Origin of the sequence: Streptomyces marianii (assembly GCF_005795905.1) — a bacterium.
GTDB classification, from domain to species: domain Bacteria; phylum Actinomycetota; class Actinomycetes; order Streptomycetales; family Streptomycetaceae; genus Streptomyces; species Streptomyces marianii.
This window is the reverse complement of the sequence record NZ_VAWE01000001.1, coordinates 6887210-6901374: the sequence shown is the minus strand read 5'-3', so window position 1 is coordinate 6901374 and position 14165 is coordinate 6887210. Positions and strand designations below refer to the sequence as shown.

At 73.3% G+C, this 14165-nt stretch carries 12 protein-coding genes and 1 pseudogene; 7 read left to right on the top strand and 6 right to left on the bottom strand.

Annotation, left to right across the window (positions count from 1 at the left end):
- The first annotated feature begins 39 nt into the window (after positions 1–39).
- The 5 genes and pseudogenes from FEF34_RS31240 to FEF34_RS31220 all read left to right on the top strand — a co-directional run bounded on the left by FEF34_RS31240 (position 40) and on the right by FEF34_RS31220 (position 5055).
- Positions 40–1290: an exo-beta-N-acetylmuramidase NamZ family protein gene (locus FEF34_RS31240; protein WP_138056149.1), complete on the top strand. Its 1251-nt coding sequence runs from the start codon at positions 40–42 to the stop codon at positions 1288–1290.
- Positions 1291–1968: 678 nt separating this feature from the next.
- Positions 1969–2580, top strand: a complete 612-nt coding sequence (locus tag FEF34_RS31235) for a hypothetical protein (RefSeq protein ID WP_138056148.1) — start codon at positions 1969–1971, stop codon at positions 2578–2580.
- A 230-nt stretch (positions 2581–2810) separates the two neighbouring features.
- Positions 2811–3472: pseudogene (locus FEF34_RS31230) on the top strand (RNA ligase (ATP)).
- Between the two features lie 193 nt (positions 3473–3665).
- Positions 3666–4379, top strand: a complete 714-nt coding sequence (locus FEF34_RS31225) for a YoaK family protein (protein ID WP_234042622.1) — start codon at positions 3666–3668, stop codon at positions 4377–4379.
- Between the two features lie 214 nt (positions 4380–4593).
- Positions 4594–5055 carry a MaoC family dehydratase gene (locus tag FEF34_RS31220; protein ID WP_138056147.1) on the top strand — a complete coding sequence of 154 codons (462 nt, stop codon included), beginning with the start codon at positions 4594–4596 and terminating at the stop codon, positions 5053–5055.
- A 179-nt stretch (positions 5056–5234) separates the two neighbouring features.
- Here FEF34_RS31220 and FEF34_RS31215 read toward each other — a convergent pair whose 3' ends face one another.
- Both FEF34_RS31215 and FEF34_RS31210 read right to left on the bottom strand, forming a co-directional pair.
- The gene (locus FEF34_RS31215) at positions 5235–5858 is read right to left on the bottom strand and encodes a TetR/AcrR family transcriptional regulator (RefSeq protein ID WP_138056146.1); all 624 of its coding nucleotides are present in this window, start codon (positions 5856–5858) and stop codon (positions 5235–5237) included.
- A 160-nt stretch (positions 5859–6018) separates the two neighbouring features.
- A complete protein-coding gene (locus FEF34_RS31210) occupies positions 6019–7173 on the bottom strand; it encodes an acyl-CoA dehydrogenase family protein (protein ID WP_171053168.1) in 1155 nt (384 codons plus the stop codon).
- A gap of 62 nt (positions 7174–7235) precedes the next feature.
- On the opposite strand from FEF34_RS31210, the gene FEF34_RS31205 reads away from it, so the two are divergent.
- The gene (locus tag FEF34_RS31205) at positions 7236–7913 is read left to right on the top strand and encodes a TetR/AcrR family transcriptional regulator (RefSeq protein ID WP_138056144.1); all 678 of its coding nucleotides are present in this window, start codon (positions 7236–7238) and stop codon (positions 7911–7913) included.
- Positions 7914–8402: 489 nt separating this feature from the next.
- Here FEF34_RS31205 and FEF34_RS31200 read toward each other — a convergent pair whose 3' ends face one another.
- Positions 8403–9737, bottom strand: coding sequence for an MFS transporter (locus FEF34_RS31200; RefSeq protein ID WP_138056143.1), 1335 nt, complete (start codon positions 9735–9737; stop codon positions 8403–8405).
- Positions 9738–9881: 144 nt separating this feature from the next.
- Between FEF34_RS31200 and FEF34_RS31195 the strand changes: the two genes are divergently transcribed.
- A complete protein-coding gene (locus tag FEF34_RS31195; RefSeq protein ID WP_138056142.1) occupies positions 9882–10463 on the top strand; it encodes a putative glycolipid-binding domain-containing protein in 582 nt (193 codons plus the stop codon).
- 36 nt (positions 10464–10499) lie between these two features.
- On the opposite strand, the gene FEF34_RS31190 is transcribed toward FEF34_RS31195, so the two are convergent.
- The 3 genes from FEF34_RS31190 to FEF34_RS31180 all read right to left on the bottom strand — a co-directional run bounded on the left by FEF34_RS31190 (position 10500) and on the right by FEF34_RS31180 (position 13724).
- Positions 10500–11582, bottom strand: a complete 1083-nt coding sequence (locus FEF34_RS31190; RefSeq protein WP_138056141.1) for a Zn-dependent alcohol dehydrogenase — start codon at positions 11580–11582, stop codon at positions 10500–10502.
- Between the two features lie 17 nt (positions 11583–11599).
- Positions 11600–12991: an aldehyde dehydrogenase family protein gene (locus FEF34_RS31185; protein WP_138056140.1), complete on the bottom strand. Its 1392-nt coding sequence runs from the start codon at positions 12989–12991 to the stop codon at positions 11600–11602.
- Positions 12992–13376: 385 nt separating this feature from the next.
- Positions 13377–13724: a hypothetical protein gene (locus FEF34_RS31180; RefSeq protein ID WP_234042621.1), complete on the bottom strand. Its 348-nt coding sequence runs from the start codon at positions 13722–13724 to the stop codon at positions 13377–13379.
- Positions 13725–14165: the final 441 nt, after the last annotated feature.

Below are 14165 nucleotides of genomic sequence, written 5' to 3'. Positions count from 1 at the left end.
CATGACCATGACAGTTGTAGCTATCACGGAGGTAGTGGGATGAGCCTGTCCAGAAGGGGTCTGCTGGCCGCGGGAGGCGCCGCCGGAGCCCTGGCCGCGACCGCCTCCGCCGCCGCGACCGCGACGGCGCACGGCGGGCGGAGCCGGGTGCGCACCGGCTTCGAACGGCTCGCTGCCGACGGCTACCGCCTGCTGTCCGGCGAGCGGGTCGGTGTCGTCACCAATCCCACCGGCGTCACCCGCGACACCCGTCATGTCGTCGACGTGATGCACGCGGACGAACGGGTGGACCTGGTCGCCGTCTTCGGACCGGAGCACGGATTCCGCGGCACCGCCCAGGCCGGCGGCTCCGAGGGCCGCTACGACGACCCCGCGACCGGACTCCCGGTCTACGACACGTACCTGAAGAGCGGGCAGCCGCTCGCCGACATCTTCATCGCGTCCGGCGTGGACACGGTCGTGTTCGACATCCAGGACGCCGGGGCCCGCTTCTACACCTACATCTGGACGCTGTACGACTGCATGGTGGCGGCGGTCCTGGCCGGGAAGCGGTTCGTCGTGCTGGACCGGCCCAATCCGGTGACGGGGCGCGCGGCCCTCGGACCGGTCCTGGACAAGGCTTTCGCCACCTTCGTCGGCCGTGAGCCGATCGCCCAGGCGCACGGGATGACCGTCGCCGAACTGGCCCGGCTGTTCAACGGCGAGTTCCTGACCGCGCCGGCGGAGCTGGACGTGGTGCGGATGTCGGGCTGGCGGCGGGAGGACTTCTTCGACGCCACGGAGCTGCCCTGGGTGCCGCCGAGCCCCAACATGCCGACGCCGGAGACCGCGCTCGTCTACTCCGGCACCTGCCTCTTCGAGGGCACCAACCTGTCGGAGGGGCGAGGGACCACCCGCCCGTTCGAACTGCTCGGCGCGGAGGGCATCGACCGGGCGTGGGCGGCGGCGGCCAACGCGCTGGGCCTGCCCGGGGTGCGCTTCCGCGAGGCCTACTTCGCACCGACCTTCTCCAAGTTCCAGGGCAAGACGGTGGGCGGGGTGCAGCTCCATGTGCACGACCGCGAGGCGTTCGACCCGGTCCGCACCGGCATCGGGCTGCTGGTGACGGCGAAGCGCGGCTGGAGCGGCTTCGCCTGGCGGCCCGACAACTGGATCGACAAGCTCACCGGTTCCGCGCTGGTGCGCACGATGGTCGACGCGGGCGCCGGGACGGACGAGGTCGTCGGGGCGTGGCAGCAGGACCTGGCCGCGTTCCGCGCGGTGCGACGGGGGTATCTGCTGTACCGGTGAGGGGTCGCCCCCCGCTGCGGAGGGGTTGGCGTGGTGCCCGCGGGCCCTCCGGCACCACAGGATCGCGGGATCGCGGACTCGCGGGATCGCGGTATCGCGGACTCGTGCGCAAGTCTCCGCTTGTGGGCCGTTAATCGGCCAAACCCCGTCAAGGCCCACGGCTTCCGGGCACCTTCGCGCGGGACGCCCCGGGCCGTGCCCGCGTGAGCGCCGGAACCGCCGTCGGACGCGGAGCGTTCTGCGCCCACGAGCCCCGTGAACCGGGCGAACGGGTGCGGACGTTCACGCTCGGGCCCCCGCCCGGCCGGCGGGCACGCACGGGCGCACCCTGGCCCGGGTGGACCCCGTACGGCCACCAACCCGGGCCCCGCTCCCTCCGAGGCGCGGCGGAGGCGGGGCCGGTCGAGGCGCGCGCCGCCCGACGCCGTCCATCGCGAACACCCGGCCACGGGAGGGATCCGGCACCTCCCGGCACCGCCCGCCGGCCGCTGCGACGTGGTCATCAGTCTCCCCCGGGCCACCGCGGCCGGTTCGCTGCGCCGGTACGCCGGTCTTTCCGAATCGCCACGCATATCTCGCTGTACGGATGTTCGATGGAGCCGGACGGGGTACTCGTACGTCCATTCCTTGACGCGGAAGTACCAGCGACGCTGTTCGAGCGACGGAGGTGGCAGTGCGATGGCCGGATTCCGGAGTCTTGCGAGACAGGTGCGCGACCCGCGGTGCGATCTGGCGCTGAGGCGCTACTCACTGCGCAAGTGCCTGGAGAGGTTCGCCCCCTACGGGCACCGGGCGACCTGGGACCACCTGTGTTCCAGGCACGGGATCGAGCCCGACGACAGGGATCCCGATCCGGCGCGGCTGGTGGCCGCGCTCGACGAACTGGAGGAGGCGCGGGCCGTGTGGCTCGCGTACGAACGGGACTTCGCGGCACGGCGCAGGCGCGAGAAGCACGACGGTCTGCGGCGGCCGGGGTCCTTCGACGACTGGCACCGGCGTACCTGGGGCGGCAACGGCATCGCCCGGTGCGACGACCCCCGGGTGCACCCGACGGATCCGCTCGCCGATGTGCTGCGCCGTCTGATCACCGCGCTGGAGGCGGCTCCCGCGGCGGTCTGCCCGGTGTGCGCGGAACGCCGGATCGTCTGGCGACACGACCTGGACCAGGAGCCCTGGTTCGGCCCGGTGTGCTCGCGCTGCGGGATCGTGGTGCCCCAGCCCGTGCTCACGCACGAGGCGCTGAGGGCCGCCAAGGAGGCACCCGGCAGGCAGCTGGCGTCGGTGGCGTAGCGCGAGGGCGCGAGGGGCGGGCCGGGTTCACGGGCGACCCCCGCCCCCGCGTCACCTGCCGTGCGCCGCGTGCCGGCCCGGACCCCGACGCAGGGCGCGCCCCCTCGACCGCCCGGACGGGGCCCGCGGTGTTCCCGGACAGCCTTTAGCAGACGGGAATTCGTTCGCCCATCGGATTTGCGTACGGCGAGAGTTGGGGCCGATGCGACACCCGACCGAGGAGCCCGACCATGTCGACGCTGCGCGTCACCGCCGAGCCGCTTACGGTCCACGAGCATCCGAACGTCGACGCCCTGCAGCTCGCCCAGGTGGGTCTGTACCGGTCCGTCGTCGCCAAGGGCGCCTACCGCAGCGGCGACGTCGCCGTCTACATCCCCGAGCAGGCGGTGCTCCCGGCAGCGCTGGTGGACGAACTGGGCCTGACCGGACGGCTGGCCGGCAAGACGTCCGACAGGGTGAAGGCGGTCCGGCTGCGCGGCGAGCTGTCGCAGGGCATCGTGTGCAGGCCCGAGGCCCTCGCCGGCACGGACCTGGAGCGCGCCGCCGCCGAGGGCACCGACTTCGCGGAACTGCTCGGCATCACGAAGTGGTCGCCGCCGATCCCGCCCACGATGAGCGGCGACGTGGAGCCGGCACCCGATCTGCTGCCGTGGGTCGACATCGGAACTCCCCCTGGTGCCGCGCCTGTACGAAGGACCGTTTCGCACCGGACACGGTGCTCGAGCCGGCGAGCGGCCGGGAGACGGTCTCGGGCGCGGAGCTCCATCCGCGCGAGGGGGTCGTCGTCCGGCCCGTGACCGAGCGCTGGAGCCCGGTGGTGGGCGGCAGGGCGATCGCCAAGTGCGTCAGCCCGGCCTATCTCACCCGCAAGGGCGGCACCGAGTACGAGTGACCGTCCTGCGCACGGTGGCCCGCCACGGGGGTGCGGGCCACCGTGCGCCCCTGTCCGTCCGGGTGGCGTACGGGGGCCGTGCACCCCGGCCCGGGAGCACGTCCGCCCGGACCGCCGCACCGTACGCCGCGGTCCGGGCCCACGGTCGGCGCAATGGGTCCCGGCCGGAGCGGGGCGGGCGGAGACTCGGCGGGTGCAGGTGAAACACGGGCCCTTCCTGACGTGGGCGATGGTGGCTCTCACGCTGACGACGGGGATGGTCGAGGCGGTCAGCTTCCTCGTGCTGGGACCGGTGTTCACAGCAGTCCAGACGGGCACCATGCTGCTGCTGTCGTTCGCGCTGGCCGGAGTGGCCGAACTGTCCACCGCACCGTGTCTGGCCTCGCTGGCGGGGTTCACCGTGGGGGCCGCGCTCTCCGCGCGGTTCGAGTCGAGGTCACAGGTACGGGGCCACCGGTGGTTCCGGGAGGCGCTCCTCGCCGAGGGCGTGGTGCTGGCGGTCGCCGCCGCGTTGGCCTGGGGGCTCGAGCGGAACGGCGAATCGCTCAGCGGGCGGCACTACATGGTGACCGGGCTCGTGGCGCTGGCCATGGGTACCCGGAACGTCTCCGCGCTCCGCGTGGGGATGCCGGGCATGCCGACGACGGTCATGACCCGGGCGTTCACGGCGCTGATCGGAGGTTCCCTGCTCGCGATGGACGCCCGCATCACGTCCGGCGCGGGCAACCGGGTCCGGCGGGCCGCCTCGGTGGCGGCCATGTTCGCCGGCGGTCTGGCCGGTGCGTGGCTGCTGCACGACGGCCGGCTCAGCGCAGCCGTGGTCCTGCTGGTCACGGCGGTGATCGTAATGGCGACCGCGTTGAGCTTGGCCCTGGTGCCGCGGGAGAGGACGTCCGAAGCCGGCTGACGGCATGTCCCGCGGGCGCAGTGGGCGAGAGCGCCGCGCACGTGCGGGTTGCCCGGTGCGTTCCCAGGTTCGACGCGGCCGGCCTCGGAGAGGCGCGCCAGGCCCCGGCGGTAGGGGTGCGGCCCCGCGGCCGTCCGTTGACAGACGCCTCCGACCCGACCATGCTAAGCAGTCGCTTAGATGCGCGCAGGGACAAGGTGAGAGAGGCAGGGACATGGCCGAGCCGAGGATCTTCACGTCCGCCGAGGAACTGGCCGCCGGGGTCGGCGAGCAGCTGGGGCACAGCGACTGGCTGGAGGTCGACCAGAAGCGGATCGACCTTTTCGCCGAGGCCACCGGCGACCACCAGTGGATCCACGTGGACCCCGGGCGCGCGGCCGCCGGGCCGTTCGGGACGACCATCGCGCACGGCTATCTGACGCTCTCGCTGCTACCGGCGCTCGTCCCGCAGATCATGCGGGTCGAGGGCATGAGGATGGGCATCAACTACGGGACCAACAAGGTCCGTTTCCCCGCCCCCGTCCCGGTGGGCTCACGGCTGCGGGCGAGCGCGGCCATCCGGAGCGTCGAGGAGGCGGGCGGCGGCGTGCAGGTGACCGCCGTCGTCACCGTGGAGCGCGAGGGCGGCGACAAGCCGGTGTGCGTCGCCGAGTCGGTGTCCCGCTACTTCTTCTGAGCCACGGGACCTCTCCCGGCTCCTGCTGGGCAAGGGGACTCCTCCCGCGTCACGGGCGGGCCCTCCGGGACGGACCGCCCGCGGAGGGCCGCCACTTCCGTTCCGCCGGCCGCCATCCGCGCTGCCGGCCGCCGGGGTCCCGCCCCGGGTGCACGGAGACCCCGCCCCGGCCGGGACCGCTACCGGCGTGCGGACACCATGCGCAGGACGAGGTCCGCGTACAGCTCGCCGACCTCCTCCGGCGTCCTGCGCCCCCGAACGTTGAACCAGCGCGCCACGTCGATGCAGAGCGACAGCACCGCCAGCGTGGTGCCGGGCACGTCGGGGACGTCGAACTCCCCCGACTCCACGCCGTCGCGCAGGATCTCGCGCACCACGGCGTCGCTGCGCCGGCGCAGTTCCACGATCTCCGCCCGGTGCTCCTCGGACAGGGCGTCGATCTCGTACTGCACCACGCGCGCGGTGTCGTGCCGGCCGGCGTGCCAGCGGACGAAGGAGCGCACCGCCTCGGCGAGCCGCTCACCCGGTGTACCGCCGCTCCCGGAAGCGGCCGACAGCACCTCGAGCGCCTTGTCGTGCCCGATCCGGCTGATCCGGTGGAGCAGTTCTTCCTTGGTCTTGTAGTGGATGTACAAAGCGGCCGGGCTCATGCCCGCCCGCCCGGCGATGTCCCGGGTCGTCGTCGCGTGGTAGCCCCGTTCGGCGAAGGCCTCGACGGCGGCGACGAGGAGCTTGCGCGCGGCCTCCGGCGCGACCTCGCCCCACGGCACGTCCTCGGCCGTCGTGTCCTGCGCCGCAGTCATGGCTCACCCCTTCTGCCCGCCGTCCCTGTGAGTGCGGGACGAACACCATACCCCGAACCTGAGCAAGCGCTTAGGACATCGGCGCGGCTTCCCGGGCGAAGCCGCGCGGGCGGGGCGGTCGCACGCCGGCGGACGGGCGCGCCGGTGCGGCGCAGGCCCCTCAGAACGCCGACACCCCGGTGAGGGCACGCCCGATGATCAACTTCTGTATCTGGCTGGTGCCCTCGTACAGCGTCATCACCCGTGCGTCGCGGAGGAGCTTCCCGACCGGGTACTCGTCGATGTAGCCGTACCCGCCGAAGACCTGCAGGGCGTTGTTCGCGGCGCGGACGGCCGCCTCGGAGGCGAAGAGCTTCGCCTGGGAGGCGGCGGTGGCGAAGTCCCGGCCCCGGTCCACGAGGTCGGCGACCCGCCACGTCAGCAGGCGGGCCGCGTCCACGTCCACGGCGATGTCGCTGATGAGCTCCTGCACCAGCTGGTACGAGGCGATCGGGCTGCCGAACTGCTCGCGCGCGGCCGCGTGGCCGACGGCGGCGTCGAGCGCGGCCTGGGCGATGCCGACACAGCCGGCGGCCACCGACATCCGGCCCTTGGCGAGAGCGGACATGGCGACCGAGAAGCCCTTGCCCTCCGGGCCGAGCATCGCGCCGGCGGGCACCCGGACGTCCTGAAGCACCAGTTCGGCGGTGGCCTGGCCGCGCAGGCCGAGCTTTCCGTGGATCGTGCGCCTGGTCAGCCCGGGGCTGTCGGCCGGGACGAGGAAGGCCGAGATGCCGCGGTGGCCCGGCGCGCCGCCGGTGCGGGCGAAGAGCAGCACGACGTCCGCCCATGTGCCGTTGGTGATGAACATCTTCGAGCCGTTGACCACATAGGCGTCGCCGTCCCGCACGGCGCGGGTCGTGAGGCTGCCCGCGTCGGAGCCGGTGCCGGGCTCGGTGAGCCCGAAGCAGCCGAGGGCCTCGCCCGTGGTGAGACGCGGCAGCCAGCTGCGCTTCTGCTCCTCGCTCCCCCAGGCGGCGACGGTCTTGGCGACGAGGCCGAGGGAGACCGAGACGATCCCCCGGACCGAGGAGTCCCCGCGGCCGAGTTCCTCGGTGACCAGGCAGTACGCGAGGTGGTCGCCGCCCGAACCGCCGTACTCCTCGTCGATCGTCAAACCGAGGAAGCCGACCGCGCCGAGCTTCCCCACGATGGCCCTGTCGACGTTCTCGGCCCGGTCCCACTCGGCGGCGTACGGGGCGACCTCACGCTCCACGAAGTCACGCGCGAGCCGGCGCGCGGCCCGCTGCTCCTCGCTCAGCTCCAGGTTCACCACAGGCCACCCCACTTTTAACTAACACTGCTAGTTTCTGCTCGGCGGGGCCTACTATGTGCCGCATGGCCCGACCGCGCAAGCCCCTCCTCAGCCGAGAGCGCATCGTCGCGGCGGCGAGCGCGCTGGTGGACGCGGAGGGCCTGGACGCGGTCTCCACCCGGCGCCTCGCCGCGGAGCTCGGCGTCAGCGGCCCCTCGCTCTACAACCACTTCCGCAACAAGGACGAGATCCTGGACGCCGTGGCCGACACCGTGAGCGCCAAGGTCGATCTGTCGATGTTCGACGAGTCCGACCCGCGCGACTGGCGGACCGCGCTGCACGACTGGGCTCTCTCCTACCGGGCGGCCCTGACCGAACACCCCAACGTCGTCCCGGTCCTGGCCCGCGGCCCCGGCCGACGCCCCGCCGGCCTCAAGGTCGCCGACGCGGTCTTCGGCGCGATGGTCCGCGCCGGCTGGCCCGCCGCCCAGGCCACCCAGATCGGCGCCCTGATGCGCTACTTCGTCACCGGCTCGGCCCTCGGCTCGTTCGCGGGCGGCTTCGTGGACGACGCGACCGCCTACGACCCCTCCGACTACCCGCACCTGGGCCAGGCGCACCTCCTCGCCGAACACCAGGAGAAGGTCGACGAGGGCGCGTTCGAGACGGGGCTGCGCGCCCTGCTGGACGGACTGGCGGCGCGTTACGAGGCGGGCGCGCGGACGAAGCGGACGGGAGCCGCCCCCTCGGACCGCGCCTAGACTAGGGCGTGTTGCGAAAGTAGCTCCGTCCGCCCGTAGGGCGGGGCCTGCGGCGTCTGGTGCATGGGGCCTCCCCCGGCCCTCCGGGCCGAGGGGGTGGGGTCTCCCCAGGCCCTCCCGCCGAGGGGAAGATCGCAAGGCGCCGGATCGACCCCGCAGTGGGCCTGCTCGGTTCATCCGGCAACGCCGTGAGTCGCCGTGCCGGGCGTCGCGACGGGGCGAACGTCGCCTGACGCGGCACCAGCTGGTCCCGTCCCGCAAGGCTGCGGAACCGGCGCCGTCGGCCCGGAGGCCTGCTGCACACCGCGGCGGCAACAGCCCGGCACGAGAGCAGCCCGGCACGGCAACGGCCCGGCACGAGAGCAGCCCGGCACGGCAACGGCCCGGCACGAGAGCAGCCGCGCGGTCCGCCCGGCGGGCCGGGCGGTCCCGCGCTCCCGTACGCCGGTCCGGCGGGACCGGCGTACGGGAAGGCCGGGGCGCCGGGTGTCACTCCCGGGCAGCCGCCCTTTTCGCGAGGACCCTGATCGAACCGAGCGCGACGACGGCCAGCACGGTGATGTAGGCGGAGACGGCCATCGACGTGCCCGACGCCTCCAGCAGCAGCACCATGACGAACGGGGCCAGGCCGCCCCCGAACACGGCCGCGATCTGGTAGCCGAGCGAGGCGCCGGTGTAGCGCATCTCGGGGGTGAACAGCTCGGCGAACAGGGCGGCCTGGGGCCCGTACATGATGCTGAGGAAGCAGCTGGTGACGAAGGTACCGACGGCCAGCCACAGCAGCGACGCGGTGTCGATCAGCAGGAACAGCGGGAACGCCCACACCAGCAGCCCGATCGCACCCGCCGCGTAGATGCGCAGCCGGCCCACGCGGTCGGAGAGGGCCGCGGACGCCGGTATCAGCGCCAGCTGGGTGAGGCTCACGCACAGGGACACGGTGAGCACCGCCTCGCGCTCCATCCCGAGTTCGCGGGTCGAGTAGTCCAGCACGCCGGTGATGATGATGTAGAAAGTCGCGGTGTTGACGGCGAAGGAGCCGCCCGCCAGGAGGACCGTTCCGAGGTGCCGGCGCAGGATGGTCCGCAGCGGTGAGCGGGGCTCGTTCTTCTCCTTCTCGGCCAGGGCCTGTTCGGCCTCGCGGAACTCGGGGGTCTCCTCGACCCGGGCGTGGATGTACCAGGCGAGACCGAGCACCAGGAAGCCGACCAGGAACGGCACCCGCCAGCCCCAGGACGCGAACGCGGCGTCGTCGGTGAGGGCGCCGGCGGCGAGGAACACGGTGTTGGCGGTCACCACGCCGATGGGCACACCGAGCTGGACGAGGCTGCCGTACAGCCCGCGCTTGCCCTCCGGCGCGTACTCGGTGGCCATGAGCATCGCGCCGCCCCACTGGGCGCCGACGGCCAGGCCCTGCATCACCCGGAGCAGCACGAGGAGCAGCGGCGCGGCGACGCCGATGGTCTCGTACGTCGGGAGCAGGCCGATGCCGGTGGTGGCGAGGCCCATGAGGGTGAGGGCGAGGACGAGCATCGGCTTGCGGCCGCGCTTGTCGCCGAACTGTCCGGCGATGATCCCGCCGACGGGACGCGCGAGGAAGCCGACGGCGAAGGTCGCGAAGGCGGCGAGGACTCCGGCCGAGGGGCTGCCCGCCGGGAAGTAGAGGTCGCCGAGGACCAGTGCGGCGGCGATACCGAAGACGAAGTAGTCGTACCACTCGACGGCCGAGGCCAGGGCGGCGGCACCGGCCACGCGTCGGCGGTGCCGGTCGGTGGGAGCGGTCTCCGGTGGGTTGCCGGCGGGCGGGGCAGGGGGTGCCGTGTCCATGCGTGCACACTCCGATGGGTGCGGGGGACGAAGGGTGCGGGGACCGTACCGACCGGATGGTATGGAGGTCAACGGGTGACGCGGCAGGACTTTTTGCTCGATCATTACCCGTCAGTAGCGAGTGGGGCGTGCCAGGGTGAGCCCGTGGAATTCACGCATCCGCCCGCCACCGCGGCCTGGCTCCACCAGGACTCCAGGCAGGGCTTCGAGGTGGCGTTCTTCCGGGTCACGGACGCCGGCCGGCGCATCGACGGCTACGCGGCCGTCTCGGAGGACGGCGATGCCTTCGCCGTCGAGTACGACATCGAACTGGACACGACGTGGCGGACACGGACGGCACGCGTCCACGGCCGATCGCCCTCCGGCAGCCGCACGGTGCTGCTGGAGTCGGACGGCTCGGGCCACTGGGCGGTCGACGGCGAACGGGCGCCGTACCTCGACGGCTGCTTCGACGTCGACCTGGAGGCGTCGGCCATGACCAACGCCCTGCCCGTGCGCAGGATGGCGCTGCCCCACGGCACCGAGGCGTCCGCGCCCGCCGCGTGGGTGCGCGCGCTCGACCTCACCGTGGAGCGGCTGGAGCAGACCTACACCCGCACCACCGACCGGGGCACCCACACCTGCTACGACTACCGGGCGCCCGCCTCCGGCTTCTCGTCCCGCATCGTCTACGACGAGTCCGGACTCCCCCTGGAGTACCCGGGGATCGCCGTCCGCGCGGGCTGACGGAGCTCCCCGGGCGATTCGCCCACGGGAACTCGCCTACGGGAAGACCACGAGCGCTCTGCCGCCCTTGCCCGCGAGCATGTTCTCGAAGGCGGCCGGGATGCCGTCGAGGCCGATCCGCTCGGTGATGAGGGTGCTCAGGTCCAGCCGGCCGGCCCGGATGTGCTCCGCGAGCACGGGGATGTCCCGGGCCGGGTCGGAGTTGCCGTAGACGCAGCCGGAGAGCGTACGTCCCCAGTGGAACAGCTCCAGGGCGTGGAAGGTGACCTGCTGGTCCCTGCCGCCGATGCCGACCACCGTGGTCCGCCCGCCCCGCCGGGTGGAGTCCCAGGCGGTGCGGATCGTCACCGCGCGGCCCACGCACTCCACGGCCACGTCGGCGCCCTGCCCGCCGGTCAGCCCGCGGACCTCGCGAGCGGTGTTCTCCGAGGCGACGACGAAGTCGGTGGCCCCGGCGGCGAGGGCGAGGCCCTCCTTCCCCGGCGACACGTCCACGGCGACGATCTTCGAGGCGCCGGCGATCCGGGCCGCCTGGATGGTGGCGAGCCCGACCCCGCCGACGCCGAGGACGACGACGGACTCCCCCTCCCGGACCCGGGCCGAGTGGTGGACCGCGCCGTAGCCGGTGAGGACCGCGCAGCCGAGCAGCGCGGCATCGGTGAGCGGCACTCCCTCCGGGAGCGGCAGCACGCAGTTCGCCGCGACGACGGTCTCCTCCGCGAAGGCGGCGACGTTCAGCCCGGGATGCAGTTCGGTGCCGTCCTCGGTGACGGCGTGGACGGCACCGGCGCCCTTGAGCGCACCGGCGCAGAGCCACACCTCACCGATGGAGCAGTGGTGGCAGCGCCCGCAGGACGGCGCCCAGTTGAGCACCACGGCGTCGCCGGGGGCGACATGGGTGACGCCCTCGCCCACGGACACCACCGTGCCCGCGCCCTCGTGCCCGAGGACGGCGGGGACCGGCACCTGCATCGTGCCGTTGGACAGGGACAGATCGGAGTGGCAGACCCCGGCGGCGGCGAGGCGGACCCTCACCCGACCGGGACCGGGCTCGGGGAGCCGGATGCCGGTGATCTCCAGGGCGGAGCCGACGGCGGGCAGGACTGCGGCGCGGACCACGGTGGTTGTCTCCCGGTTCAGAACTGCAGGGACTTGGTGTGCAGATACTCGGCGAGGCCGTGCGTGCCCAGTTCACGGCCCACGCCCGACTGCTTGTACCCGCCGAAGGGGGCCAGCGGGTTGAAACGACCGCCGTTGATGTCGACCTGGCCGGTGTCCATCCTGCGGGCGAAGGCGACGGCCTCGTCCTGCTCGCCCCATACGGCGCCCGCGAGCCCGTAGACCGTGCCGTTGGCGATCCGCAGGGCGTCGTCCACGTCCTCGTACTCCATGAGCGAGATCACCGGGCCGAAGATCTCCTCCTGTGCGATGGTCATCTCCGGGGTGACGTCGGCGAAGACGGTCGGCGAGACGTAGTAGCCCGTCTCGCAGGGCGCCTCGGGGCCGCCGGCGACGAGCCGGGCGCCCTCGGCGACGCCGCGCTCGATGAAGCCGCGGACGCGTTCCCGCTGCCGATCGCTGACGAGCGGGCCGAGGCGGTCGCCGGGTACGTACTTGGCGACCGCCTCCGCGGCCAGGGCCACGGCCTCCTCGTACCTGTCCCTGTACACCAGCATCCGGGTCCAGGCGCTGCACGTCTGGCCGGAGTTGGACATGACGTTCGCGATCCCGGCGTTCACGGCGCGGCCGAGATCGGCTCCGGGGAGGATCACGTTGGCGGACTTGCCGCCGAGTTCCAGCGCGACGCGCTTGACCGCGCCGCCCGCGGTCGCGCCGATGCGGCGGCCGACGGCGGTGGAACCGGTGAAGGAGACCAGGTCCACGCCGGGATGCTCGGCGAGGGCCTGACCGGCGACCGGCCCGAGCCCGGTGACGAGGTTGAACACGCCGGCCGGCAGCCCTGCCTCGTGAACCGCCTCGGCGAAGAGCTGGGCGGTGAGCGGGGTGTCCTCGGCGGGCTTGAGCACCACGGTGCAGCCGGCGGCGAGGGCGGGCGCGGCCTTGGCGACGATCTGGTGGAGCGGGTAGTTCCACGGAGTGATCGCGCCGACGACGCCGACCGGCTCGTGCAGCACCGTGGAGTTGCCGACCTCCTGCTCGAAGTCGTACGAGGCGGCCAGCTCGGCGTACGAGCCGGCGACGAGGACCGGCAGGCCGGCGTGGACGGTCTGGGCGAGCCTGGCCGGGGCACCGAGCTCGGCGGTGACGGTCGCGGCGATCTCGTCCTGCCGGGCGGCGAGCACGTCGCGGAGCGCGGCGATGCGCCCGGCGCGGTCCGCGGGCGCGGTGGCGGCCCAGCCGGGGAAGGCGTCGCGGGCGGCACGCACCGCCGCGTCGACGTCCTCCGGCGTGCCGGCCGGGACATGGGCGATGACCTGCTCGTCCGCGGGATTGACCACCGCGATGGTGTCGGCACCGGCGGCGGGGCGCCACGCGCCACCGATGTACATCCCGTCGTGGGCCTTCATCCGCTACTCCTTCGGGCACGGCAAGAGCTGACCGCAGCCCAAACTAGCGGTGTTAGTTTTTCGGCGCCAGGTCGGTCGGGCGCGGAGTGATGTGATTCTCCCCCATGTGATTCGCTCCTGTGATTCCCCCCACCCGCCCCGCGAGCCGGGAGCGGCGGTCCGCCGGACGGTCGCTCCGTCCCCGGCCCGCGGCGGCGCCTGTGTGCGGCGGACCGGGGCCGCCGGCCCGGCGGCGAGCGGCTCGCCGGGCCGGACGCCGGGGGTGGGCCGGATGCCGGGGGTGCCTCACCGGACGCCGGACGCGCCGGGATCCCGGGCCCGGCCGGCGGTCCGGCGTCCGGCCCGCGGTCGCGGGGGATGGGGGCGCCCCGCACCGCGGGGGCGCTCAGGCCGGGGTCTGACCGAGCGCCGTCGGGGAGGGCTGCGGCGGGCGGGTGGACGGCGGGGAGATGGACGCGACCTGGACACGGCCACGGTCGGCCTGCTGCCCCCCGCTGATCGCCGCCGGCACGGACTGGCCTTTCTCCTCAGGGGACTTGGCCACCGCCGACCAGGTACGCAGCCGGTGACTGGCTGCCTCGTCGAGGGTCACCGGCGCCCCGCGCTGCTCCGCGAGCCGACTCGCCTCGCGGCCGAGCGCGGCCACGTCCTCCCACCGCAGCCTGAGCACCACGGACAGCTCGGCCCCGCCGTCCGGGAGCCCCTTCATGATCGGCCCGTCACCATCAGTCATTGCCGCTCCTGTCGTTGAGGCACAGACGCTCGAATCCCCGGGTGCCCACTAGGGCGTGTTGCGAAAGTCCCTCCTGGCCCGCGACGCCTGGCACGCACGCTCGCTGCGTTGTCGGAGTCATCCAAGTACGTCCAGTACGAGGATGATCCTCCGCCTTGCGATCTTCCCCTCGGCCCGGAGGGCCGGGGGAGGCCCCATGCACCAGACGCCGCAGGCCCCGCCCTACGGGCGGACGGAGCTACTTTCGCAACACGCCCTAGTACGCAGTGGGTCCTCCGGGCGTTCAGCGCCGCTCCGCCCGGCCCGCGGTCCCGGCCGTGCCGCCGGACGTGGAAGGACGCGATCACGGCGAAGCCGGGGGTGGTCAGCGTGGGGCAGCACCTCACGTTCGCCCTCGGTCTCCCACCGGAGCCGGCGGTCCGGACGACGTCGGATGCCGTC